The sequence below is a fragment of the Pseudomonas sp. UBA3153 genome (assembly GCF_002364635.1).
GTDB classification, from domain to species: Bacteria; Pseudomonadota; Gammaproteobacteria; order Pseudomonadales; family Pseudomonadaceae; genus Pseudomonas_O; species Pseudomonas_O kuykendallii.
This window is the reverse complement of sequence record NZ_DEYR01000035.1, coordinates 129,147-152,699: the sequence shown is the minus strand read 5'-3', so window position 1 is coordinate 152,699 and position 23,553 is coordinate 129,147. Positions and strand designations below refer to the sequence as shown.

Annotated in this window: 20 protein-coding genes; 10 read left to right on the top strand and 10 right to left on the bottom strand. The window is 65.0% G+C overall.

Going from position 1 to position 23,553, the window contains the following annotated elements:
* Positions 1–54 precede the first annotated feature (54 nt).
* Genes B2X67_RS08985 through B2X67_RS08950 form a run of 8 tightly spaced genes read right to left on the bottom strand, consistent with a single transcriptional unit; the run spans position 55 to position 8,045 of the window.
* Entirely contained in the window at positions 55–1,167 is a 1,113-nt protein-coding gene (locus B2X67_RS08985) for a protein-glutamate methylesterase/protein-glutamine glutaminase (protein ID WP_286785272.1), read from the bottom strand.
* Between the two features lie 21 nt (positions 1,168–1,188).
* A complete protein-coding gene (locus B2X67_RS08980; protein ID WP_273232994.1) occupies positions 1,189–1,998 on the bottom strand; it encodes a CheR family methyltransferase in 810 nt (269 codons plus the stop codon).
* Positions 1,998–2,504, bottom strand: a complete 507-nt coding sequence (locus tag B2X67_RS08975; RefSeq protein ID WP_090231306.1) for a chemotaxis protein CheW — start codon at positions 2,502–2,504, stop codon at positions 1,998–2,000. Before B2X67_RS08975 ends, B2X67_RS08980 begins: the two co-directional genes overlap by 1 nt.
* 12 nt (positions 2,505–2,516) lie before the next feature.
* Positions 2,517–4,160: a methyl-accepting chemotaxis protein gene (locus B2X67_RS08970; RefSeq protein WP_282342210.1), complete on the bottom strand. Its 1,644-nt coding sequence runs from the start codon at positions 4,158–4,160 to the stop codon at positions 2,517–2,519.
* A gap of 10 nt (positions 4,161–4,170) precedes the next feature.
* Positions 4,171–6,363, bottom strand: coding sequence for a chemotaxis protein CheA (locus B2X67_RS08965; protein WP_282342212.1), 2,193 nt, complete (start codon positions 6,361–6,363; stop codon positions 4,171–4,173).
* A 13-nt stretch (positions 6,364–6,376) separates the two neighbouring features.
* Positions 6,377–6,694 (bottom strand): STAS domain-containing protein, encoded by a 318-nt coding sequence (locus B2X67_RS08960; protein ID WP_286785271.1) that lies wholly within the window; start codon positions 6,692–6,694, stop codon positions 6,377–6,379.
* Position 6,695: 1 nt separating this feature from the next.
* A complete protein-coding gene (locus B2X67_RS08955) occupies positions 6,696–7,061 on the bottom strand; it encodes a response regulator (protein WP_090231302.1) in 366 nt (121 codons plus the stop codon).
* A gap of 24 nt (positions 7,062–7,085) precedes the next feature.
* A complete protein-coding gene (locus B2X67_RS08950) occupies positions 7,086–8,045 on the bottom strand; it encodes a methyl-accepting chemotaxis protein (protein ID WP_376747744.1) in 960 nt (319 codons plus the stop codon).
* Between the two features lie 342 nt (positions 8,046–8,387).
* Here B2X67_RS08950 and B2X67_RS08945 point away from each other — a divergent pair, with 342 nt between their 5' ends.
* Together B2X67_RS08945 and B2X67_RS08940 are read left to right on the top strand one after the other, a co-directional pair.
* Positions 8,388–9,320, top strand: a complete 933-nt coding sequence (locus tag B2X67_RS08945; RefSeq protein ID WP_273233004.1) for a chemotaxis protein CheV — start codon at positions 8,388–8,390, stop codon at positions 9,318–9,320.
* A gap of 128 nt (positions 9,321–9,448) precedes the next feature.
* Positions 9,449–10,252, top strand: coding sequence for an MOSC domain-containing protein (locus B2X67_RS08940; RefSeq protein WP_286785269.1), 804 nt, complete (start codon positions 9,449–9,451; stop codon positions 10,250–10,252).
* 48 nt (positions 10,253–10,300) lie between these two features.
* On the opposite strand, the gene B2X67_RS08935 is transcribed toward B2X67_RS08940, so the two are convergent.
* On the bottom strand, positions 10,301–12,229 hold the full coding sequence (locus tag B2X67_RS08935; protein WP_286785268.1) for a transglycosylase SLT domain-containing protein: 1,929 nt from the start codon (positions 12,227–12,229) through the stop codon (positions 10,301–10,303).
* A 176-nt stretch (positions 12,230–12,405) separates the two neighbouring features.
* On the opposite strand from B2X67_RS08935, the gene B2X67_RS08930 reads away from it, so the two are divergent.
* Both B2X67_RS08930 and B2X67_RS08925 read left to right on the top strand, forming a co-directional pair.
* The gene (locus B2X67_RS08930; RefSeq protein ID WP_286785267.1) at positions 12,406–14,307 is read left to right on the top strand and encodes an ATP-binding cassette domain-containing protein; all 1,902 of its coding nucleotides are present in this window, start codon (positions 12,406–12,408) and stop codon (positions 14,305–14,307) included.
* 20 nt (positions 14,308–14,327) lie between these two features.
* On the top strand, positions 14,328–15,044 hold the full coding sequence (locus B2X67_RS08925) for a DUF6901 family protein (protein ID WP_090231297.1): 717 nt from the start codon (positions 14,328–14,330) through the stop codon (positions 15,042–15,044).
* Between the two features lie 37 nt (positions 15,045–15,081).
* On the opposite strand, the gene B2X67_RS08920 is transcribed toward B2X67_RS08925, so the two are convergent.
* The gene (locus B2X67_RS08920; RefSeq protein ID WP_090231296.1) at positions 15,082–15,522 is read right to left on the bottom strand and encodes a universal stress protein; all 441 of its coding nucleotides are present in this window, start codon (positions 15,520–15,522) and stop codon (positions 15,082–15,084) included.
* A gap of 85 nt (positions 15,523–15,607) precedes the next feature.
* Here B2X67_RS08920 and B2X67_RS08915 point away from each other — a divergent pair, with 85 nt between their 5' ends.
* From B2X67_RS08915 to B2X67_RS08890, 6 genes are all read left to right on the top strand, one after another.
* Positions 15,608–16,042, top strand: coding sequence for a hypothetical protein (locus B2X67_RS08915; protein ID WP_286785266.1), 435 nt, complete (start codon positions 15,608–15,610; stop codon positions 16,040–16,042).
* Between the two features lie 355 nt (positions 16,043–16,397).
* Positions 16,398–18,545: a fatty acid oxidation complex subunit alpha FadB gene (fadB, locus tag B2X67_RS08910; RefSeq protein WP_286785265.1), complete on the top strand. Its 2,148-nt coding sequence runs from the start codon at positions 16,398–16,400 to the stop codon at positions 18,543–18,545.
* A gap of 18 nt (positions 18,546–18,563) precedes the next feature.
* Positions 18,564–19,739, top strand: a complete 1,176-nt coding sequence (fadA, locus tag B2X67_RS08905; RefSeq protein ID WP_273233011.1) for an acetyl-CoA C-acyltransferase FadA — start codon at positions 18,564–18,566, stop codon at positions 19,737–19,739.
* A 90-nt stretch (positions 19,740–19,829) separates the two neighbouring features.
* On the top strand, positions 19,830–20,063 hold the full coding sequence (locus B2X67_RS08900; RefSeq protein WP_273233012.1) for a DUF1653 domain-containing protein: 234 nt from the start codon (positions 19,830–19,832) through the stop codon (positions 20,061–20,063).
* Positions 20,064–20,182: 119 nt separating this feature from the next.
* Positions 20,183–22,804, top strand: a complete 2,622-nt coding sequence (gene topA / locus B2X67_RS08895) for a type I DNA topoisomerase (RefSeq protein WP_286785264.1) — start codon at positions 20,183–20,185, stop codon at positions 22,802–22,804.
* 103 nt (positions 22,805–22,907) lie between these two features.
* Complete coding sequence (locus tag B2X67_RS08890) at positions 22,908–23,432, top strand: DUF6586 family protein (protein WP_286785263.1); 525 nt, start codon at positions 22,908–22,910, stop codon at positions 23,430–23,432.
* Positions 23,433–23,553 lie beyond the last annotated feature (121 nt).

The window sequence follows — 23,553 nt, the reverse complement described above, 5'->3', positions numbered from 1 at the left end:
CCGTCGCTGGCCGGTCGTGACGATTTGTGGTGCGCGCTGCGCCGATGCGGGGCGTCAGGCTTCGGCGGTCGCGCTGGCGCTGCGGCCGTACTGGACGATCACCCGTGGCAGGTTGGCCAGCGATTCGCTGCTCTGCGCCGCGCCCAGGCGCAGCGCTTCCTTGGGCATGCCGAAGACCACGCAACTGGCTTCGTCCTGGGCCACGGTGCGCGAGCCGGCCTCGCGCATGGCCAGCAGCCCGCGGGCGCCATCGTCACCCATGCCGGTCATGATCACGCCGATGGCGTTCTGCCCGGCGTGGCGGGCAACCGAGCGGAACAGCACGTCCACCGAAGGCTTGTGTCGGTTGACCGGCGGGCCGTCGAAGACCTCGACGAAGTACTGCGCGCCACTGCGCTTGATCTGCATGTGCAGCCCGCCTGGCGCCACCAGCGCCAGGCCGGGGCGCACGCGGTCCATGTGCTTGGCCTCGCGCACCTCGATCTTGCAGACGCTATCGAGGCGCTGGGCGAAGGCGGCGGTGAATTTCTCCGGCATGTGCTGGACGATGACGATGCCCGGGCAATCCACCGGCAATTGCCGCAGCAGCACTTCCAGCGCCTGGGTTCCCCCGGTCGAGGTGCCCAGCGCGACCACGCGGTCGGTGGTGGTGAGCAATGCCTTGGCGGCCGGATGCCCGGCGTCGGGCGAAGTTTCCGGCGCGGACTCCCGGGGCGCTGGCTTGCGTGGCATGGCGTGGGGATGGCTGCGCGCCGCCAGTTCGATCTGCCTGATCAGCTCGCCGGAAATCTGCTGCAGGCTCACCTTCAGGCCCAGCTTGGCCTTGGTGAATACGCCCACCGCGCCCGCGGCGAGGGCGTCGAGCGTGATCGCGGCGCCATCCTCGGTGAGCGTCGAGCAGATGATCGACGGCGTCGGCCGCTCGGCCATGATCTTGCGCAGGAAGGTGATGCCGTCCATGCGCGGCATCTCGACGTCGAGCACCAGCACGTCGGGCCAGTCCTTCTGCATCTTTTCCAGGGCGAACAGCGGGTCGGACGCCTGGCCGATCACCTGGATGTTGGGGTGGCTTTCAAGGCAGGCGGTGAGCACCTGGCGAACCAGCGCCGAGTCGTCGATCAGAAAGACCTTTATTTTTTTACCAGTATCGACCTTCGCGACCATCATCGGTGCATTCCTTGAAAGGTGTCAAAGGCGCTCGAAGACCGAAGGCCTCACATTGCGCACGGGCAAGTCGAAACCGTGCAGGCTTTCAGCGTGGCCGATGAACAAAAGGCCGCCGGGGCGCAGGCGCTCCAGAAGGCGCGCGACCATGGCGAGCTTCTCGTTGGCGGTGAAGTAGATGAGCACATTGCGCAGGAAGATCACGTCGAACGGCCCGACGCCCTGTGGCAGCGGGCGCGACAGGTTGACCTCGGCGAACGTCACCCGGTGACGCAGCGGCTGGCCGATGCGAAACAGCCCGTCGCTTTCTTCGATGCCGCGCAGGCAATGGCGCTTGAGCCAGCCGGCGGGAAACTGCTGCGCCTGTTCCATGGAATAGGTGGCCGAGCGCGCCCGTTCCAGCACGCGGCGGCTGAGGTCGCTGGCGAAGATCGACCAGTCCTGCGTGCGGGCATTCTCGGCGACGCACATCGCCATGCTGAAGGCTTCCTCGCCCGAGGAACTGGCGGCCGACCACAGGTGCAGCGGGCGGCGCTGGCGGCCGACCCACTCGCCGAGCACGTCGAAGTGCTGCGGCTCGCGGAAGAAGTAGGTTTCGTTGGTGGTCAGCAGATCGACGACCATCCGCCGCTCGTCTTTTTCCACTGGGTTTTCCAGGACTTTCAGGTAGTCGCCGTAACTGCTCAGGCTGCGCGCGCGCAGGCGGCACATCAGCCGCCCGGCCATCAGCGTGCGCTTCTGCTCGGCCATGCGGATGCCCGACGCCTCCAGCATCATCTGCTGGAGGTGGCGGAAATCCTGGTCGCTGAGCTTGGGCAGGTTACGGGTAGGCATCAGCCGGCCTGCTGCGCCAGCGCAAGTTGCAGGATGTCGTCCAGCGACAGCACCCGGCGCACGTCGAGGACGATGGTGAAGCCACGCTCGTCGCGCGCCATGCCGGCGATGAAGTCGGTGCGGATGCCGGCGCCGAACGCCGGCGCCTGCTCGACGTCGCCGGGTTCGATGTCGAGCACGGCGTCCACCGCATCGACGACCAGGCCGATGTTCTGCTGGGCGTCGTCCAGGTTCAGCTCGATGATCACGATGCAGGTGCGGTTGCCCGCTTCGGTGCGCTCGAAGCCGAAGCGCGCGGCCAGGTCGAGCACCGGCACCACATTGCCGCGCAGGTTGATCACGCCGTGAATGAAGCCGGGCATCATCGGTACGGTGGTGATCTGGCCGTACTCGATGATCTCCCTGACCAGCTCGATGGGCAGCGCGTAGCGCGCCTGGCGCACGCGGAACGAGAGGTGCTGCACGGCGCCTTGCGGGCTCTCGTGGGCGAGGATCGACGGATTCATGCGGGGCTCCTGTCAGTTGAAGCTGACGAAATGGCCGTCATCATTCTGCAAGCGGGCGACCTTGTGCTCGACACGCTGCGGACGACGCAGTTCGCGCACGTTCTTCGGCGGCTCGTTGCGGCGGGCGGGCGCGGTCGGCTTTTCTTCCAGGCGGAAGTAGCCTATCAGCTCCAGCAACTGGCTGGCCTGGGCGTTCATTTCCTCGGAGGTGGCCGCCAGTTCCTCGGAGGCCGAGGCGTTCTGCTGGGTGATCTGGTTCATCTGGCTCATGGCGATGTTGATCTGCGCCGCGCCGCTGCTCTGCTCCTGCGACGCCGCGGTGATTTCCTGGACCAGGTCGGAAGTCTTCTGAATGTTCGGCACGATCTGGTCGAGCAGCACGCCGGCCTGCTCGGCCAGGCTCACGCTGTTGCTCGCCACGCCACCGATTTCCTGCGCGGCGACCTGGCTGCGTTCGGCCAGCTTGCGCACTTCGGCGGCCACCACGGCGAAGCCCTTGCCATGGTCGCCGGCACGCGCGGCCTCGATGGCGGCGTTCAGCGCCAGCAGGTTGGTCTGGTAGGCGATGTCGTCGATGATGCCGATCTTGTCGGCGATCTGCTTCATTGCCAGGACCATGTCGCGCACGGCGCGGCCGCCCTCGACCGCATCGTTCGCGGCCTTGCCGGCGATGCCGTCGGTGATCTTCGCGCTCTCCGTGTTCTGCGCGATGGAGGCGGACATCTGCTCCACCGAGGCGCCGGTTTCCTCGACGCTGGCGGCCTGTTCGGTGGCGGCCTGGCTCAACGACTGCGAGGTGGCGCTGACCTCCTCGGAAGCCGAGGACAGCGAGTCGGCGGCGCTGCGCACGTCGCTCATCACCGCGCGCAGGCGTTCCGCCATGTTCTGCATGGAGGCGAGCAGGGCTCCGGTCTCGTCCTTGCTGTCGACCTGGATGTCGATGTTCAGATCGCCCTCGGCCAGCGAGTTGGAGGCGCTGACGGCGCGGTTCAGCGGGCGTGTGATGCTGCGGGTGACGAGGATGCCGATGCCGAAGCCGATCAGCGAGGCGATGATCACCAGGGCAATCATCTGCGTACGCGAATCCAGATAGATGCTGCTGATTGCCTCGTTAGCTTCGCCGGCGCGGGTCTTCTTCATCGCTACCAGATCGCTAATAGTATTGTCGGCAGCATTACCCTCGCTGCGCAGTTGCGGCATCAGCGCGCTGAACTCGGTGGCTTCGGCCAGGCGCCCGGAGTTCTTGTTCATCAGCAGCATCTGCTGAGCGGTCTTCTCGTAGGTCTCCAATTGAGTAGCCAGCTTCTGCAGCTTGGCCTTGCTCTCGTCGCTTTCGAAGCTGCTGCGGGCTTTCTCGAGGTTCTCGTGAAGCGCCTTGAAGGCTTCCTGTACCTGAGCCATGGTCGCCTCGCGCTCTTCGACAGAGGTGGCCAGCAGGCTGCTGCGCATATGGCGACCGGCATAGATCAGTTGCAAGTTGGCGTTCTGCATGGCTTCGAGGGCGAACAGCTCGCGCTCGTACATGCGGTCCGACAGGTCGTTGACCTTGCCCAGGTTGACGATGCCCAGGGCGCCGACCAGAGCGGTCAGGATCACCACCAGGGTAAAGCCGGCGATCAGGCGTACGCCGATCTTCATGTTGCGGATGAAATTCATGGTGGTTCTCCTAGGAGCCGAGGGAGTCTTGGTGAGGCTTGGCCGAGCGGAGTTCGCCCGGATTGCTGTCGACGTTCTGCTGCAGCTGGCGAAACAGGCTGGCGATGTCGAGGATCAGGGCGATCTGCCCGGAGCCCAGGATCGTCGAGCCGCTGATGCCTTGCAGGTGCTGGAACAGCAGCCCGAGAGGCTTGATCACGGTCTGCAGCTCACCGTGCAGGTTGTCGACCACCAGGCCAGCCTGTTGCCGGCCGAAGTTGACGACGACGATGTTGCGCCGCTTGCTGTTGCTGGCCGGAAGCTCGAAATGCGCGCCCAGGTCGATGCACGGCAGCGGCTTGCCGCGCAGGTTCAGGTAACCGTATTTGCAGCCGGCCAACTGGACGTCGTCGAGTTCCAGGCATTCGGTGACCATGTCCAGCGGCACCACGAAGAACTCTTCGCCGAGGTTGACCAGGAAGCCGTCGATGATAGCCAGGGTCAGCGGCAGGCGGATGCGGAAGGTGCAGCCGACGCCGCGCGTGGAGTCGATCTCGACGCTGCCGCGCAGGGCATCGATGGCGCTGCGCACCACGTCCATCCCGACGCCACGCCCGGAAAGGTCGGAAACGGCGTCGGCGGTGGAGAAGCCGGCGGCGAAGATCAGCATGTGGATGGCGTGTTCGTCGAGGTTGCTCTGTTCCTCGATCAGCCCGCGGGCGATGGCCTTCTCGCGGATGCGCTCGGTGTTCAGGCCGTGGCCGTCGTCGGAGATCTCGATGACGATCATCCCCGACTCGTGGTAGGCGTTCAGGCGCAGGTTGCCCTGCGCCGGCTTGCCGGCGGCGGCGCGTTCCTCGGCGGGTTCGATGCCGTGATCGATAGCGTTGCGCACCAAGTGGGTGAGCGGGTCGGCGAGCTTGTCGATCACCGACTTGTCCAGTTCGGTGTCGGCGCCGTGGATGTCCAGGTGGATGTCCTTGCCCAACTTCTGGCTGACGTCGCGGACCACCCGGTGGAAGCGGTTGAAGGTGTCGCCGATCTCGATCATGCGCAGCTTCAGCGCCGCTTCGCGGATCTGCTCGACGTGCTGGTTGACCACCTGGGTGCTCTCGATGCAGATCGCATTGCCCTGGGCCTGGGCGTGCAGTTGAGCACCGGCGGCGCTGATCACCAGTTCGCCGACCAGGTTGATCAGCTCGTCGAGCTTGTTGGCGGCGACGCGAATCTGGCTGCTTTCGCTGGCCTTGCGCTCGCGCGACGAGTGCTGCTTGGCCAGCGCGGCATCCACCACCTGCGGCGCCACGCGGCCGCTTTCCACGAGCAGTTCACCGAGTGCCTGCTTGGGCGCGCCCTCGGCGACGTGCGCCTGGGCGGAGAGGCTCTCGGCCAGCTCGTGCTCGGTGAGCAGGCCGCTGGCGACGAGGATCTGGCCGACACGCTCGTCGGTTTCCGGAAGCGCCTGGATCAGTGCGAGGTAATCGCTCAGCGCGCTGTCCGGCGGGAGGATGCGCAGGGTGCAGAAGTCCAGGATGAACTCGAAGACCTCCTCGATCTCGGCCTTGCTCGCCTGGGTCTGCAGGTCGATTTCCAGGCCGAGGTGGCAGCTCTCCGGGTCCAGCTCGGCGAGTTCCGGCAGGGCATCGTCGATGACCTCGAGAAAGCGGATTTCGCCCAGCCGCGAGAGGTAGCGAACGAAGGAGGCGAGGTCGAAACCGTTGCGCAGCAGGTCGGCATGGAAACGCAGGGAAATGTGCCAGTTGCCTTCGCGCGGGGCGCCCGACTCGGCAGCCGGTTCGGCGCTGGCGCCGACCGCCGGCGCCTGGCCGCCGTGCTCGGCGAGTGCCGCCAGCAGTTGCGCCTGGTGCGCGTCGTCCACGTCGAGGGTGCCGTTGGAAACGTCGATCAGCTCGACCATCGAGGCGATTTCGTCGAGGCAACGCAACATCACCGAAATCGCCGCCGGGCTGAGCGTGCGCAGGCCGTCGCGGACCTCCATCAGCAGGCTTTCCAGGTGATGGGTGAAATGCGTGATCGGCGTCAGCGAGAACAGCCCGGCCGAGCCCTTGAGCGTGTGCATGGCGCGGAACAGGCCGTTGATCGCCTCTTCGTCGTGGGGCGTGTCGTCGAGCAGCAGCAGGTATTCCTCGGCCTGCTTGATCAGGTCGCGGCCCTCTTCGATGAATCCCTGCAGCAGTTGGCTCCACTGGTTCTCGTTGAGCATCGTCGTCTCCGGATCAGCTCGCCACGGCGGCGGGGTAGAGCGACTGCAGGCGCAGCAGCTGGAACAGCTCGATGACGCTTTCGGCCGGGTTGCACAGGCTCAGGCCGACGCTGGCGCGCTGTTGATGGCGTTGCACCGCGATCAGCAGTTGCACGCCGGCGCTGTCGACTTCCTCCAGCCCGGCGAGGTCCAGCTGCCAGTCGCGTGGCGGTTGCCGGAGCAGCACGTCGAGCAGCGCGGCGTGGGCGTCGCGCACTTCGTAGATGGTCAGCGCGCCGCTCATGTGCAGGCACGCAGGTTGGCTGTCGAGGTCCGCCGTGAGCTGGAACATCTCAGCCGACCAGCTTGTCGACGGCCGCGAGCAGTTGCTGCGGCTGGAAGGGTTTGACGATCCAGGCCTTGGCTCCGGCGGCCTGGCCTTCGGCTTTCTTGTTCTGCTCGCTCTCGGTGGTGAGCATCACGATCGGGGTGAAGCGGTAGTCGCCGAGCGCCTTGACGGCCTTCACCAGGCCGATACCGTCGAGGTTGGGCATGTTCACGTCGCTGATGATCAGGTTGATCTTGCGCCCGTCGAGCTTGGTCAGCGCATCGCGTCCATCCACGGCCTCGATCACGGTGTGCCCGGCCCCGGACAGGGTCATCTTCACCAGTTGGCGCATGGAGAGAGAGTCGTCGACGATGAGGATGGTCTTGGCCATTAGGTGGTTACCTGGCGGAAGCGGTCAGAAAAAGGTGACGTCGTTTTGCGTCGCGCGGCTCTTTGCGCCGTGGCGCTCTTCGTCGGTGGTGAACTGCTGACGCAGCTCGTCGAGCCAACGCTGCGGCTGGGCGAGGCTGCCATCCTGGTCGCGCAGCGCCTGCTGCAGGCGCTGCAGGTCGAGCTGCAGGTGATCGAGCATCTGGTCCGAGCGGTCCTGGAACTGCAGGCCGACGATGATTTCGCGGATGTCGCCCTGGACCATGCGCGCGTCCTGCTGCAGCTGGTCCGAGGTGAGGGTGAGTTCATGCAGGTTGGCGCTCAGGCCCTGCATGACCTCGCCGGCCACCTCGTCGAGGTAGTGCAGGTTCGCCTCTTCGCTGCTCGAGAGCTCGTCGGCGGCGGTCACCGTGGAGCGGATCGCCTGGTTGATCTCGCCGACTTTCTCGACCATGCGCTGGCCGGTTTCGGCGGAGAGGGTGGAGAGCTTGCGCACTTCGTCGGCGACCACCGAGAAGCCGCGGCCGTATTCGCCGGCGCGGGCGGCCTCGATGGCGGCGTTGAGCGCCAGCAGGTTGGTCTGGCTGGCGATGTCCTGGACGCGCTTGGACATCGCCTGCAATTCGCTGGCGTAGGCGTTCAGGTGGCCGATGGTGCCGAGCAGCTCGCGCTTGCGCCCGTTGGCCCCGTGAAACGCTTCCACCACCTGGTCGAGACGGGCGTGTGCCTGGCGCAGGCTGTTGGTGACACCACCACCGCCGATCACCTCGTCGGAGCTGGACAGGGTCTGGTCGAGGCGCTGGGTGAGGCCGGAGAAGCGTCCGAACAACTGGTTGATGTTGGTCTGCAGCAGGCTGCGCACCTGGCTGAGGTTCTGTTCCCAGGCGGGCAGCACGGCATTCAGCAGGGGCTCCACATTGACGCGCTCGGGCTCGACGACCGGTGTGGCGAACTGCTCCTGTACCTTCGGCTGGCGCGGGCGCATCGGCCAGGCGGCTATTGCCACCAGTACGCTACCGGCTACGCTGATCCACGGTGAGAGCAGCAGGCCGGCGAGGCTGATGGCGAGTCCGATCCAGAGGGTGAGATAGGCGAGCAAGAGGGCGATTCCCGGTTGGCGTTGTCAGGCTCAAACGATAGACAGCCATCGCAGCCAGCGAAATCAGGGAATCCCCTATGTCGCCTAAGGGTGATCCGCTGTGGCTTCGACAGGGCACCGCAGGCATGATGGCAAACCGCTACGTTCAGAACCCGCCAGCCCGGCCGATAACCGGTGAACCAAGGCCCACGGGCTAGCACTACCAGGCAACCCTTTCAGGAGCGCATCATGGCCGGCATCCTCGATTCAGTGGATCAACGCACGCAGTTGGTGGGCGAGAACCGCCTGGAAATTCTCATGTTCCGCCTGGCGGGGCGGCAGCTCTTCGCGATCAACGTGTTCAAGGTGCAGGAAGTGCTGCAACTGCCACGCCTGACGCTGATGCCGCAGCGCCACCGCTGCGTCTGCGGGGTGATCAACCTGCGCGGGCAGACCCTGCCGGTGATCGACCTGTCCCAGGCGATTGGCATGCGTCCGCTGGTGCCGAACGAGAAGAGCACCATCATCGTCACCGAGTACAACCGCTCGGTGCAGGCCTTCCTGGTCGGCGGCGTCGAACGCATCCTCAACCTCAACTGGGAGTCGATCCTGCCGCCGCCCGGCGGAGCGGGGCGCCAGCACTACCTGACGGCGATCACCAAGGCCGACGATCAGTTGGTCGAGATCATCGATGTGGAAAAGGTCCTCGCCGAGATCGTCCCGTACAGCGCCAAGGTCTCCGGCGACCGCCTGGCCGATCCGATCTTCGAGCGTGCCCGCGGTCGCGAGGTGCTGCTGGTGGACGACTCCAACGTGGCGCTCTCGCAGCTCAAGGAAACCCTGTCGCAGCTCGGCCTCAAGCTGCACACCGCGAGCGACGGCCTCAAGGGCCTGCAGGCGCTGAAGAAGTGGGCCGATGAAGGCCATGTGATGACCGACAAGCTGCTGATGGTCTTTACCGATGCGGAAATGCCGGAGATGGATGGCTACCGCCTGACCACGGAAATCCGCACCGATCCGCGTCTGAAGGATCTCTACGTGGTGCTGCACACCTCGCTGTCCGGCAGCTTCAACGAAGCCATGGTGAAGAAGGTCGGCTGCGACAACTTCCTCTCCAAGTTCCAGCCCGACAAGCTGGTCGACGTGATCCGCGAACGCCTGCTGCTGGACGGCCCGGCCTGACCACGGGCGTTCGCATCGCCTTTTCGCGTGGGCCGGAAGCCGCCCGCGCCTGACGCGATGCAGCTGCCGCGGCGGCGCTTCACGGGTTATCCTCGACGGCCTTTTTCACGTCGCCCAGGATGCCGCCCATGCACCTCTCCGCGCTCTATCGTTTCCCGCTGAAATCTGCCATCGGCGAAGCCTTGTCGGTGTCGCCCGTTGACAGCCTCGGGCTGCACGGCGACCGCCGCTGGCTGGTGGTGGACGCGAGCAACGGGCGCTTCCTCACCCAGCGCCTGTTGCCGCAGATGACCCAGTTGCTGGCGCGCTATGCCGCGGACGACGCGTTGACCTTGAGCGCGCCGGGCCTCGGCGAGATTCAGGTGGCGGTGCCGGCCGCCGATGCCGAGCTGCGCGGCGTCACCGTCTGGAGCGACAGCCTGCGCGTGCCGGATGCCGGCGACGAGGCCGCGGCCTGGCTCAGCCAGTTGCTCGGGCGTGCCTGCCGCCTGGTCTACCTGCCGGTCGAGCGTGCCCGCCAGGTGAACGCCGGCTCCGGCGCGACGCAGGACAGGGTGGCGTTCGCCGACGGATTTCCCCTGCTGCTGATTGGGCAGGCATCGCTGGAAGACCTTTCCACGCGTGTTGGCCGGCCGCTGGAAATGCTGCGGTTCCGACCCAACCTGGTGGTCGACGGCAGTGCGGCCTACGCCGAGGATGGCTGGAAGCGCATCCGTATCGGCGGCCTGGATTTCCGCGTGGCCAAGGGCTGCTCCCGTTGCATCATGACCACCCTCGATCCGCGCAGCGGCGAACGCAGCGCCGACCGGGAACCGTTGGCCACGCTGAAAACCTATCGCGAGCGCGATGGCGAGGTGTACTTCGGGCAGAACCTGATCTGCGACGGCAGCGGCGTGCTGGAAGTCGGCATGCCGCTGGAACTGCTGGAGTAAGGCCACTGCGCGCGGCGGAGCCGGTCCGCCGCGCTCTTCAGACCGGCATCACTGGTCGTCGAAGAAGCGTTCGTGCCAGTCCACCAGGGGCTGCGGCGCGTTGAGCTTCTGCCCGTAGATCACCGCGTAGGTCAGCACGTTCTGCACGTACTGGCGGGTCTCGTCGAACGGAATGCTTTCCACCCAGACATCGAACGCCAGGTGATTGGCACCGCGTAGCCATTGGCGCACGCGGCCGGCGCCGGCATTGTAGGCCGCCGATGCCAGTACCCGGTTGCCGTTGAACTGCGCATGCACCTGGCTCAGGTAGGCGGCGCCGAGCTGGATGTTGGTGGTCGGGGTCAGTACGTTGTTAGGGTTGGCCAGCGGAATGCCGAACTTGCGCGCGGTTTCCTTGGCGGTGGCCGGCATCAGCTGCATCAGGCCCATGGCGCCGACGCCCGAGCGGGCGTCGGCCATGAAGGCGCTTTCCTGACGGGTGATGGCGAATACCCAGCTCGAATGCAGGCCGCGGACCCTGGCCTGTTGCACCAGGTCGGCGCGATAGGCCATCGGGAAGCGGATGTCCAGGTCGTCCCAGTACTGCGCCTGGCTGATGGTGCGGATCGCCGGGAAATACCACTGCATGTCGTAGGCGAGTTTCGCCTGGGCGACCATTTCCGCCTGATTGAAGTGGCGGCTGACGTGGTACCACTCGCGCCGCGCATCCACCACCTGGCCGCGCGCGTAGAACTCCAGCGCACGGCGGATGCCGGGAGTGTTCTGCACTTTCTTCACCAGCTTCGGATCCAGCAGCAGCGGCTTGTTGTTCAGCTTGTACGGCGCCTGGATACGGTCGGCGGCGAGGAAGCCGTAGAAGTCACGTTCGGCCGCCACCGGTTTGTACAACGCCTGCAGCAGCGCGCTCTGTGGCTGCGCCAGTTGCAGGCTGCGCGCCTGCCAGTAGCGCCAGCGGTTGGTCTCGGCGAGTTCCTTGGGCAGCCGGCGGGTCAGCTGGTAGGCCTCGTCCCAACGGCCCAGGCGCAGCAGCAGGCGCAGGCGCCACTCGGCGACGGTCGGGTCGCGCAGGTCAGGGTCGTACTGGGTCATCACGCCGAGGGCGCGGGGGTCGAAGCTCTTCGCCAGGGTCAGGCCGATCTCGCGGGCGATGGAAACCTTCTCTTCCTTGGAGAAGGCCATCTGCCGGGCGTAGCCGTCGAGCAGGGCGAGGGCCTTTTCCGGGTCCTGGCGCGCCAGCCGGCGCAAGCCGAGGCCGACGACATCGCCCATGGCCTCGTCGGCCGGGACGAAGCGACCGGTCTGTGTGAGCATCTGCGGCTTCTGCGACACATCGATCAGCAACTGCGCCTGGTTCTGCAGGGTCGGTAGGGTTTTCGCCAGATGGCTGGCGAGCCCGTAGTTGCGCGCCTCGGCCGCCAGCTTGGTGCGCTGCCAGCGTTTGGCCTCGGTGAGCTGGCCGGCGGCGGCCCATTGGTCGAACAGCACATCGCAGGCGGCCGGCTGGGATTTGCCCACCAGCCAGAGCTTCTCGGCGGTCGCATAGCCTTCGGCGGTCAGGCCGTGGGCGAGCTGGTACTGGCCGTTCAGGCAGTCCAGCTCGGTGAAGTTCATCGACTTGTCGTAATGGGCGACGAAGGTCTTCCAGTCGCCACGCTCGGCCAGCCAGCGCAACCAGCGCAGCTTCATCCAGTTGGCCTGGGGCAGGTCGCCGTGCTGGTCGAGGAACCGCTCGATTTCCTCGTTGCTGGCCCATTTCAACCGCGCGGTGAGTTCGTCGTAGGCCAGATAGGGCTCCAGCGGGTAATCCTTCAGCGCGCTGGCGTAGCGCTGGTAGGGGCCGCTGTCGCCCTTCGCCAGGGCAGCCTTCGCCTGGTCGTACATCTGCCGTTGCTCGGGGAGCGAGGCGGCCTGTGCGACGTCGAGCGTGGTGGCAGTGAGGAGCAAACAGGACAAAAGACTGAACAGACGACCGCGCATGACACTTCCGGGCAGAAACCAAGGGATTAGGGAGCAGGCGCTAAGCTTAGCCTGATGCGCCAGGCAGTTAAACGCGGGGCTGTAACAGCCGATGAAGGGAATAACTTCGCCGGTGGGAGCGCCTGGCAGGGTGCGCTGCTGATATCATGCGCGGCCCGTTTTTGAAGAAGATCGTCATGACCCTGCTCAAGCTCTCCGATGTCTCTCTCGCCTATGGCACCACGCCGCTGCTGGACCAGGTTTCCTGGCAGATCGCGCGCGGTGAGCGGGTCTGCATCATCGGCCGCAACGGCACCGGCAAGTCGAGCATGCTGCGGGTGATCAAGGGCGAGCAGTCGGTCGATGATGGCGATGTCTGGCGCGCGCCGGGCCTTAAGATCGGCGAGCTGCCGCAGGAACTGCCGCGCGCCGACGAGCGGACCGTGTTCGACGTGGTCGCCGAGGGGCTGGCCGGCGTCGGCGAGTTGCTCGCGCAGTACCACCACCTGAGCCAGAACATCAACGACCAGGACGACCTGGACAAGCTCATGCATGTCCAGCAGGACCTCGAAGCCCGCGACGGCTGGCGCCTGCAGCAACTGGTCGACAGCACCCTCAGCCGCCTGCAACTGCCGGCCGACAAGACCCTCGCCGAGCTTTCCGGTGGCTGGCGCCGGCGCGTGCTGCTGGCCCAGGCGCTGGTCGCCGAGCCGGACCTGCTGCTGCTCGACGAGCCCACCAACCACCTCGACATCGGCGCCATCGCCTGGCTGGAAGAGGCGTTGATGGGCTTCCCGGGCGCGGTGCTGTTCATCACCCACGACCGCTCCTTCCTGCAGAACCTGGCCACGCGCATCCTCGAACTGGACCGCGGCCACCTGATCGACTGGAACGGCGACTACGCCTCCTTCCTGGTGCACAAGGAGCAGCAACTGGCGGCCGAAGAGACCGCCAACGCGCTGTTCGACAAGAAGCTTGCCCAGGAGGAAGTCTGGATTCGCCAGGGCATCAAGGCCCGCCGCACACGTAATGAAGGCCGCGTGCGCGCCCTCAAGGAAATGCGCAACGAGCGCCGCGAGCGCCGCGAACGCCAGGGCAAGGCGAGTTTCCAGGTGGAAACCGCGGACAAGTCCGGCAAACAGGTGATCGTCGTCGAGCACGTCAGCTTCGCCCATCCGGGCGGGCCGAAACTGATCGACGATTTCTCCATGGTCCTGCAACGCGGCGACCGCATCGGCCTGCTTGGCGCCAACGGCACCGGCAAGACCACGCTGCTCAAGCTGCTGCTGGGCGACCTGCAACCCACCAGCGGCAAGGTGACCGTCGGCACCAAGCTGGAAGTCGCCTATTTCGACCAGCTGCGCCATGCGCTGGAGCTGGAAAAGACGGTGATCGACAACCTCGCCGAGGGGCGCGATTTCATCGAGATCGACGGGCAGAACCGCCACGTGCTGAGTTACCTCGGCGACTTCCTGTTCAGCCCGCAGCGGGCCCGCACGCCGGTCAAGGCGCTGTCCGGCGGCGAGCGCGCGCGGTTGCTGCTGGCCAAGCTGTTCAGCAAGCCGGCCAACCTGCTGGTGCTCGACGAACCGACCAACGACCTCGACGTGGAAACCCTCGAGCTGCTCGAGGAGGTGCTGCTGAGCTTCAAGGGCACGGTGCTGATGGTCAGCCACGACCGGGCCTTCCTCGACAACGTGGTCACCAGCACGCTGGTGTTCCAGGGCAACGGCGTGGTGCGCGAGTACGTCGGCGGCTACCTGGACTGGCTGCGCCAGGGCGGTTCGCCGCGCCTGCTGGGGGTCGGCGACAGCCGCCCGGAGAAGGCCGAGCCGGTGAAAGCCGCTGCACCGGTCGAAACTGCCGCACCCGCGCCGGCGAAGAAGAAGCTCAGCTATAAATTGCAGCGCGAGCTGGAGGCGCTGCCGGGCCAGATCGACGCCGTGGAGCAGCGCATTGCCGCGGTGCAGGCACAGATCGCCGATCCGGCGTTCTACCAGCGCCCGGCGGAGGAAACCCGCGACGTGCTGGCGCAGGTCGACAGCCTGCAGGCAGAACTCGATGCCTTGCTCGAGCGCTGGGCCGAACTGGAAGAATGAGCCGGGAGTAAGCAGTCAGCATGGCCATCGAATATCGCGTCAGCCTGGATGATGAGCATTCGTTCAGTTACCTGATTCAGCTCGATCGCGATTACGACGACGAGCGTGCCGCCGCCGCGCCGAAGTGGACGCGCCTCGCTCACGAACGTTGCAGCAACTGCCCGCTGGAGCCCGAGCGCTTCAGCCATTGCCCGGCGGCGGTCGACATCCATCGGGTGATCGAGGATTTCCACGGCCTGCCGGCGTTCACCAAGGCGCACGTCTGGGTACGCACGCCGGAGCGCGAGTACAGCAAGCTGGTCGGTCTGGAGGAGGGCCTGCGTGCGCTGCTCGGAGTGATCATGGCGACCAGCGCCTGCCCGATCCTCGCCAGCCTCAAGCCGATGGCCCAGCAGCACCTGCCCTTCGCCAGCAACCAGGAATTCGCCCTGCGCGCCGTTTCGCTGTATCTGACGCGGCAGTACTTCAACCTGCGCGAAGGGCGCCACGCGGACTGGGAACTCAAGGGACTGGTGCGGGTGTTCCAGCAGCTGCAGCTGGTCAACCAGGCGTTCTGGCAGCGCATCCATGACACCTGCGAGGGCGACTCCAACCTCAAGGCGTTCCTGACGTTCTTCTCCATGGCGTCGAGCATGACCTACTCGCTGGAGACCCAGTTGCAGAAGATCCGTCCACAGGTGATGAGTGCCGGAGACGGAATCGAGGCGTTGCCGTTCACCTCGCGGCGCGGCGACTGAGAGGGTGGCGGGCGAGGCAGGCTCGCCCGCGCGGAACTCACTGGTCCTTGGTCAGGCGGACCGCCAGCACGTCGCAGGGCGCGCCATGCAGGACATCGTTGGCGGTGGAGCCCAGCAGCAGCGCAAGACCATGGCGGCCATGGCTGCCGACCACGATGAGGTCGCACTTCTGCTCGGCGGCGAGGCGATGGATCTCCTGACGTGGCTGGCCGTAGGCGAGGTGGCGATGCTCCGGGGTGAGCTCCGGATAGCGGCTGGCGAAGCCGTCGAGGCGTTCGCGGGCCTGATCGAACTGCTGCTGCTGGAGCATCGACAGGTCCATCGGTACGTCACCGCCGAACGCCATGGCCATGGGTTCGACGATGTGCACCAGGGAAAGCTGCGCTCCACTGCTCGCCGCCAGTGCCTGGGCGCGGCGCATGACCGGATGACACTCGTCGGCCAGATCGATGGCCACCAGGATGTGCTGGTACGTCATGAGGTGTTTCCTCCTTGGATGTTTGTCTCTTATTAGATGCCGCTGTCGGGCGCCTTGCCATGCTTTTTTTATCAGGATGTCGCTTGTGACGCTGTGGATCATATTGCTGCTCGCCGTGCTGCTCAGCCCGCTGGTATGGCTGCTGCCTTCGCACCGTCAGCGCGGGCAGATGGACGTTCGCCTGGCTGCCCGGCGCCGCGGGCTCGCCATGAACCTGTCGCGGCAGGACTGGCCGCACTGGCTTGAACGCACGCCGCCGAATCCGTGCGCACAGTATCACCGTGCCCGCCGTCCCGGGCGCAGCGATACCTGGTCGTACTGGCAGCACCCATCTGGTGAATGGCTGAACCAGTGGCGTGAGCCCTGCAAAGACGAGCGACTGCTCGCGCAGTTCGCCAGCCTGCCTGTGGATGCCTACCGGATCGAGGCGGGCACGCAGATGATCGGTATCTGCTGGGGTGAGCGCGGCGGTGCCGATGATCTGGACAGGCTTGCGGCGGTACTGGACGCCCTGGCCTGACGGCCGATTTCTTCTTCCTGCCGAGCTGAGCGCGGCTTCCTCCCCGATCTTCTACGCTCTGCGTTCCACCGTACCGGAGGACGCGCGGCGAGCTATCGCCCAGCAAAAGTCTGGCGGCGGCGGTCAAACCGATAGCCAATTGACAAGCACACGCTTTTCCGAGAAGGTGTGCTACCCAAATCAAACGGGCGTATGAATTGAGCGTTTGCCTTGCGGCGCTCTAGAACAACAACCCGAAGATCGCGTCGGAGGGTGTGCCAGCAGCGTCGGATTTCACTCGACGGCCAAGCCGCGGGAAATCCAGTGTCGGTGTCCGATGTGTACTGTTCAGCTTCCATTTCGTGGAGATCAGTTGATGATTTACGAAGGTAAAGCCATCACGGTTAAGGCTCTTGAGGGTGGCATCGTCGAATTGAATTTCGACCTCAAGGGTGAGTCCGTCAACAAATTCAACCGCGTCACGCTGAGCGAATTGCGCCAGTCCGTGGACGCCATCAAGGCAGACAGCTCGATCAAGGGCGTCGTCGTCACCAGCGGCAAGGACGTGTTCATCGTCGGCGCCGACATCACCGAGTTCGTCGACAACTTCAAGTTGTCCGACGAGGAGCTGATTGCCGGCAACCTCGAAGCCAACAAGATCTTCAGCGATTTCGAAGACCTCGCGGTGCCGACCGTCGTCGCCATCAACGGCATCGCCCTCGGCGGCGGCCTGGAAATGTGCCTGGCCGCCGACTACCGCGTCGCCTCCGAGACCGCGAAGATCGGCCTGCCGGAAGTCAAGCTGGGCATCTACCCAGGCTTCGGCGGCACCGTGCGCCTGCCGCGCATCGTCGGTACCGACAACGCCATCGAGTGGATCGCCTCGGGCAAGGAAAACCGTGCCGAAGACGCGCTGAAGGTCGGCGCCGTCGACGCCGTGGTCAAGGCCGACAAGCTCAAGGAAGCAGCTCTGGACCTGGTCAAGCGAGCCATCTCCGGCGAGCTGGACTTCAAGGCCAAGCGTCAACCCAAGCTCGAGAAGATCAAGCTCAACGCCATCGAGCAGATGATGGCCTTCGAAACCGCCAAGGGTTTCGTCGCCGGCCAGGCCGGCCCGAACTACCCGGCGCCGGTCGAGGCGATCAAGACCATCCAGAAGGCCGCGAACTTCGGTCGCGAAAAGGCGCTGGAAGTCGAGGCCGCCGGCTTCGTCAAACTGGCCAAGACGCCGGTTGCCGCGAGCCTCATCGGCCTGTTCCTGAACGATCAGGAACTGAAGAAGAAAGCCAAGCAGTACGACGAAGTCGCCAAGGACGTGAAACTGGCCGCCGTACTCGGCGCCGGCATCATGGGCGGCGGCATCGCCTACCAGTCGGCGTCCAAAGGCACGCCGATCCTGATGAAGGACATCCGCGAGGAAGCCATTCAGCTCGGTCTGGGTGAGGCCTCGAAGCTGCTCGGCAAACAGGTCGAGAAGGGCCGTCTGACGCCGGCGAAGATGGCTACCGCGCTGAACGCCATCCGTCCGACCCTGTCCTACGGCGACTTCGGCAACGTCGACATCGTCGTCGAGGCCGTGGTCGAGAACCCGAAGATCAAGCAGTCCGTACTTGCCGAAGTGGAAGGCCAGGTCAAGGAAGACGCGATCATCGCGTCGAACACCTCGACCATCTCCATCAGCCTGCTGGCCCAGGCGCTCAAGCGCCCCGAGAACTTCTGCGGCATGCACTTCTTCAACCCGGTGCACATGATGCCGCTGGTGGAAGTGATCCGTGGCGAGAAGACCGGTGAAACGGCCATCGCCACCACCGTCGCCTACGCCAAGAAGATGGGCAAGAGCCCGATCGTGGTCAACGACTGCCCGGGCTTCCTGGTCAACCGCGTGCTGTTCCCGTACTTCGGCGGTTTCGCCAAGCTGCTCAGCTTCGGCGTCGATTTCGTCCGCATCGACAAGGTGATGGAGAAATTCGGCTGGCCGATGGGCCCGGCGTACCTCTCCGACGTGGTCGGCATCGACACCGGCCACCACGGCCGCGACGTCATGGCCGAGGGCTTCCCGGACCGCATGGCGGTGGAAGGCAAGACCGCCGTCGACGTCATGTACGAGGCCAACCGTCTCGGCCAGAAGAACGGCAAGGGCTTCTACGCCTACGAGACCGACAAGAAGGGCAAGCCGAAGAAGGTCGTCGATCCGCAGGCCTACGAGATCCTCAAGCCGATCGTCACCGAGCAGCGTGAAGTGACCGACGAGGACATCGTCAACTTCATGATGATCCCGCTGTGCCTGGAGACCGTGCGCTGCCTGGAAGACGGCATCGTCGAAACCGCCGCCGAGGCCGACATGGGCCTGATCTACGGCATCGGCTTCCCGCCCTTCCGTGGAGGCGCGCTGCGCTATGTCGATTCCATCGGTGTCGCCGAATTCGTCGCGCTGGCCGACAAGTACGCCGACCTGGGCCCGCTGTATCACCCGACTGAAAAGCTTCGCGAAATGGCCAAGAGCGGCCAGAAGTTCTTTGGTTAAGAGAGCGAGAGACTATTTATGAGCCTGAATCCGAGAGACGCCGTCATTGTCGACTTCGGCCGCACGCCGATGGGCCGATCCAAGGGTGGCATGCACCGCAACACCCGCGCCGAAGACATGTCCGCGCACCTGATCAGCAAGTTGCTGGAGCGTAACGGCAAGGTCGATCCGGCCGAAGTCGAGGACGTGATCTGGGGCTGCGTCAACCAGACCCTGGAGCAGGGCTGGAACATCGCGCGCATGGCCTCGCTGATGACCCAGATCCCGCACACCAGCGCCGGGCAAACCGTCAGCCGCCTGTGCGGTTCGTCGATGAGCGCGCTGCACACCGCCGTCCAGGCGATCCAGACCGGCAACGGCGACGTCTTCGTCGTCGGCGGCGTGGAACACATGGGCCACGTCGGCATGATGCACGGCGTAGACCCGAACCCGCACCTGTCTCTGTATGCCGCGAAGGCCTCGGGGATGATGGGCCTGACTGCCGAAATGCTCGGCAAGATGCACGGCATCAGCCGCGAAGCCCAGGACCAGTTCGGTGTGCGTTCGCACCAACTGGCGCACAAGGCTACCGTCGAAGGCAAGTTCAAGGATGAGATCATCCCGATGCAGGGCTACGACGAGAACGGCTTCCTGAAAGTCTTCGATTACGACGAAACCATTCGTCCGGAGACCACCCTGGAAAGCCTGGCGGCGCTGAAGCCGGCGTTCAACCCGAAAGGCGGTACCGTGACCGCGGGGACGTCTTCGCAGATCACCGACGGCGCATCCTGCATGATCGTCATGTCGGCACAGCGCGCCCAGGACCTCGGCATCCAGCCGCTGGCCGTGGTGCGTGCGATGGCGGTGGCGGGCGTGGATCCGGCGATCATGGGCTACGGCCCGGTTCCGGCGACCAAGAAGGCGCTGGCGCGTGCTGGCCTGAGTATGGACGACATCGATTTCGTCGAACTCAACGAGGCCTTCGCGGCCCAGGCGCTGCCGGTGCTCAAGGACCTGAAACTCCTCGACAAGATGGAGCAGAAGGTCAACCTGCATGGCGGTGCCATCGCCCTCGGTCACCCGTTCGGCTGTTCCGGTGCGCGGATTTCCGGCACCCTGTTGAACGTAATGAAACAGAACGGCGGTACCTTCGGTGTGTCTACCATGTGCATCGGCCTTGGTCAGGGCATCACCACCGTGTTCGAACGCGTCTAACTCGCTCGGCACGTGAAGCCGGGGCCAGGTGCCCCGGCTTTTTATTTTCTCGGCTGCGGTTTTTCCGCGCTGATCGAGCAGCGAGGCGACATGACTCTACAACCCGGCCTTTACCGTCATTACAAGGGGCCCGAGTACCGCGTGATCGGTGTCGCTCGGCATTCCGAGACGGAGGAGGAGATGGTCGTGTACCAGGCGCTGTACGGCGAGTTCGGCTTCTGGGTGCGTCCCCTGAGCCTGTTTTGCGAGACGGTCGACGTGGACGGCGAACAGGTTCCGCGCTTTGCTCTGATTCGCGCCGAAGCAGCCTCTTTCGAGCTTTAGCAAGCGAAGCGCCGAGCAAGACCGGCGCTTGACCTTGGCTCTCTCGCCACTATATATAGCGGTGCCGCAACGGCGGCCCCCTCGTTTTTTACTCATCCAATTCAGGAATTTTCCGATCCATGGGCAAATCGCTGGTCATCGTGGAATCCCCGGCCAAGGCCAAGACCATCAACAAGTACCTGGGCAACCAGTACGTGGTGAAGTCGAGCATCGGCCACATCCGTGACCTGCCCACCAGTGGTTCGGGGAATGCCGTCAAGGAGCCGGCCAAGCGCGGCAAGGCCGCCGCGGCCGAAGCGCCCGCGCTGTCGCCCAAGGAAAAAGCCAAGCGCCAGTTGTTCACCCGCATGGGCGTCGACCCGGAGCACGGCTGGAAAGCCAAGTACGAAATCCTTCCCGGCAAGGAGAAGGTGATCGAAGAGCTGCGCCGTCTCGCCAAGGATGCCGACACCATCTATCTCGCAACCGACTTGGACCGCGAGGGGGAAGCCATCGCCTGGCACCTGCGCGAAGCCATCGGCGGCGACGACAGCCGCTACAAGCGCGTGGTGTTCAACGAAATCACCAAGAAGGCGATCCAGGAAGCCTTCTCCAAGCCTGGAGAACTGGACATCGACCGCGTCAATGCCCAGCAGGCGCGGCGCTTCCTCGATCGCGTGGTGGGCTACATGGTCTCGCCGCTGCTCTGGGCGAAGATCGCCCGTGGCCTGTCCGCCGGGCGCGTGCAGTCGGTGGCGGTGAAGCTGGTGGTGGAGCGCGAGCGTGAAATCCGCGCCTTCGTTCCCGAGGAATACTGGGAAATCCATGCCGACCTCGGTACCGCCAAGGATGCCAAGGTCCGCTTCGAGGTCGCTCGCGAGAAGGGCGAAGCCTTCAAGCCGGTCAACGAGGCGCAGGCGATGGCCGCCGTGGCCAAGCTCAAGTCTTCCAGCTATAGCGTGATCAAGCGCGAGGACAAGCCGACGAGCAGCAAGCCGACGGCCCCGTTCATCACCTCGACCCTGCAGCAGGCGGCCAGCAACCGCCTCGGCTTCGGCGTGAAGAAAACCATGATGATGGCCCAGCGTCTCTACGAGGCGGGCTACATCACCTACATGCGTACCGACTCCACCAACCTGTCGAACGACGCCATCGAGATGGTGCGTGGTTTCATCGACGGCGAGTTCGGCGCCAAGTACCTGCCCGCCAAGCCGAATTCCTATTCGAGCAAGGAGGGCGCCCAGGAGGCGCACGAAGCGATTCGTCCTTCCGACGTGAACATGCGCCCGACACAGCTCTCCGGCATGGAACGCGACGCCGAGCGCCTGTACGACCTCATTTGGCGCCAGTTCGTGGCCTGCCAGATGCCGCCCGCGGAATACCTGTCGACCACCGTTAGCGTCAAGGCCGGTGACTTCGAGCTGCGCGCCAAGGGTCGCATCCTCAAGTTCGACGGTTACACCCGCGTGCAACCGCAGCAGAGCAAGCCCGGCGAAGACGCCGTGTTGCCGGACATGAAGGAAGGCGAGGCGCTGAAACTGGTCAGGCTCGACCCCAGTCAGCACTTCACCAAGCCGCCGGCGCGCTTCTCCGAAGCCAGCCTGGTCAAGGAGTTGGAAAAACGCGGGATCGGCCGTCCATCCACCTATGCCGCGATCATCTCGACCATCCAGGACCGCGGTTACGTCACCGTGCACAACCGCCGTTTCTATTCCGAGAAGATGGGCGACATCGTCACCGACCGGCTGTCCGAGAGTTTCTCCAACCTGATGGACTACGGCTTCACCGCCGGCATGGAGGAGAACCTCGATGACGTGGCGCAGGGCGAACGCGACTGGAAGAACGTGCTCGACGAGTTCTACGGCGACTTCAAGCACAAGCTCGAAGCGGCCGAGACCGGTGGCAAGAGCGAGGCCGGCGGCATGCGTGCCAACCAGCCGACGCCGACCGACATTCCCTGCCAGCTGTGTGGCCGTCCGATGATGATCCGCACCGCGTCCACCGGGGTGTTCCTCGGTTGCTCCGGTTACAGCCTGCCGCCGAAGGAACGCTGCAAGGCGACCTTGAACCTGATTCCCGGCGACGAGATCGCCGAGGATGACGAGGGTGAGTCCGAGTCCCGCGTGTTGCGAGGCAAGCACCGCTGCCCGATCTGCAGCACGGCGATGGACGCGTACCTGCTGGACGAGCACCGCAAGCTGCACATCTGCGGCAACAATCCGGATTGCACCGGTTACGAGATCGAGCAGGGCACCTATCGGATCAAGGGCTACGAAGGCCCGAGCCTGGAATGCGACAAGTGCGGCAGCGAGATGCAGTTGAAGACCGGCCGTTTCGGCAAGTTCTTCGGTTGCACCAATCCGACCTGCAAGAATACCCGCAAGCTGCTCAAGAGCGGTGAGGCCGCGCCGCCCAAGATCGATCCGATCAAGATGCCGGAGCTCAAGTGCGAGAAGGTGAACGACACCTACGTGCTGCGTGATGGCGCTTCGGGCCTGTTCCTCGCCGCCAGCCAGTTCCCGAAGAACCGCGAAACCCGCGCGCCTCTGGTGCTGGAGCTGATCCCGCACAAGGATGAACTGGACGAGAAGTATCACTTCATTCTCGATGCACCGACGAAGGACCCCGAAGGCCGTCCGGCGGTGATCCGTTTCAGCCGCAAGACCAAGGAGCAGTACGTGCAGTCGGAAGTCGACGGCAAGCCGACCGGCTGGCGCGCGTTCTACGACGGCGGCAAGTGGAAGGTCGAAGACAAACGCTGATGCCCTTGCCGTTGGGCGCGCGGGCGATTGCCCATGCGCCTGCGCAGCGCTAGCGTGGTCCCATTCGCCGGCTCGTTCGCCGGCGCCAGCGTGGAGCAGCAGCATGTCCCATGAGCTCTATACCCGCACCAACCAGAAAATCTACTTCGCCGGACTGGCGCTGGACGGATGGCACAAGGCCGAAGAAGGCGGCGTGATGAACGCGCTGGCGCTGATCCAGGCCGAGCGTGAAGCGGCGCTGTTCCATCTGTATGGCGCCTTGCTCGGCCTATGCCACGAGATTGCAGGGTTCTATCGCCTGCCGAACGCCCAGGCTCCGCGTGCGGAGACGCTGCTCGATCGCGCGCTTCTTGAGGCTGCGCCGAGCCCGGAAATGGCCGAGCTGGTGGAAATGGCGCAGTACCCGGAGACCTGGCTTGGCCAGTTATTGGCGGCCTACGCGCAACTGTTCCGGCCACCGGAGGCGCCTCGCAAAGCCAAGGTCGATCCGTCGACTCCCCTGATCCAGGCGGTCACGCTGGATGAGGAAGAACCCGAGCCGGCGCTGCCTCGCGAGGAATTGGAAGCCTGGCGCCAGCAACTCAAACTACTCGCCTTGCGCTTTCGTGCCAGCCTCACCGAAAGCTGAGGTAAGCCGGTAGGGCATCTGCGCCGTCGAGCAGACGGGGTTCCGGAAGCGGGTGCGCACCGCTCTGCTGCTGGCAAGCGGTCAGGTCTGTTGTCGTGGGCTCAGCACCGGAGTCGAGGCT

Coding starts and splice junctions, on each gene's coding strand:
- B2X67_RS08960 (WP_286785271.1), bottom strand. CDS start 6,694: ATGTTCCAGCTCACGGCGGACCTCGACAGCCAACCTGCGTGCCTGCAC.
- B2X67_RS08935 (WP_286785268.1), bottom strand. CDS start 12,229: ATGCGCGGTCGTCTGTTCAGTCTTTTGTCCTGTTTGCTCCTCACTGCC.
- B2X67_RS08975 (WP_090231306.1), bottom strand. CDS start 2,504: ATGAATCCGTCGATCCTCGCCCACGAGAGCCCGCAAGGCGCCGTGCAG.
- fadA (WP_273233011.1), top strand. CDS start 18,564: ATGAGCCTGAATCCGAGAGACGCCGTCATTGTCGACTTCGGCCGCACG.
- B2X67_RS08985 (WP_286785272.1), bottom strand. CDS start 1,167: ATGATGGTCGCGAAGGTCGATACTGGTAAAAAAATAAAGGTCTTTCTG.
- B2X67_RS08955 (WP_090231302.1), bottom strand. CDS start 7,061: ATGGCCAAGACCATCCTCATCGTCGACGACTCTCTCTCCATGCGCCAA.
- B2X67_RS08930 (WP_286785267.1), top strand. CDS start 12,406: ATGACCCTGCTCAAGCTCTCCGATGTCTCTCTCGCCTATGGCACCACG.
- topA (WP_286785264.1), top strand. CDS start 20,183: ATGGGCAAATCGCTGGTCATCGTGGAATCCCCGGCCAAGGCCAAGACC.
- B2X67_RS08940 (WP_286785269.1), top strand. CDS start 9,449: ATGCACCTCTCCGCGCTCTATCGTTTCCCGCTGAAATCTGCCATCGGC.
- B2X67_RS08920 (WP_090231296.1), bottom strand. CDS start 15,522: ATGACGTACCAGCACATCCTGGTGGCCATCGATCTGGCCGACGAGTGT.
- B2X67_RS08945 (WP_273233004.1), top strand. CDS start 8,388: ATGGCCGGCATCCTCGATTCAGTGGATCAACGCACGCAGTTGGTGGGC.
- fadB (WP_286785265.1), top strand. CDS start 16,398: ATGATTTACGAAGGTAAAGCCATCACGGTTAAGGCTCTTGAGGGTGGC.
- B2X67_RS08925 (WP_090231297.1), top strand. CDS start 14,328: ATGGCCATCGAATATCGCGTCAGCCTGGATGATGAGCATTCGTTCAGT.
- B2X67_RS08950 (WP_376747744.1), bottom strand. CDS start 8,045: ATGCGCCCGCGCCAGCCGAAGGTACAGGAGCAGTTCGCCACACCGGTC.
- B2X67_RS08900 (WP_273233012.1), top strand. CDS start 19,830: ATGACTCTACAACCCGGCCTTTACCGTCATTACAAGGGGCCCGAGTAC.
- B2X67_RS08970 (WP_282342210.1), bottom strand. CDS start 4,160: ATGAATTTCATCCGCAACATGAAGATCGGCGTACGCCTGATCGCCGGC.
- B2X67_RS08980 (WP_273232994.1), bottom strand. CDS start 1,998: ATGCCTACCCGTAACCTGCCCAAGCTCAGCGACCAGGATTTCCGCCAC.
- B2X67_RS08965 (WP_282342212.1), bottom strand. CDS start 6,363: ATGCTCAACGAGAACCAGTGGAGCCAACTGCTGCAGGGATTCATCGAA.
- B2X67_RS08890 (WP_286785263.1), top strand. CDS start 22,908: ATGTCCCATGAGCTCTATACCCGCACCAACCAGAAAATCTACTTCGCC.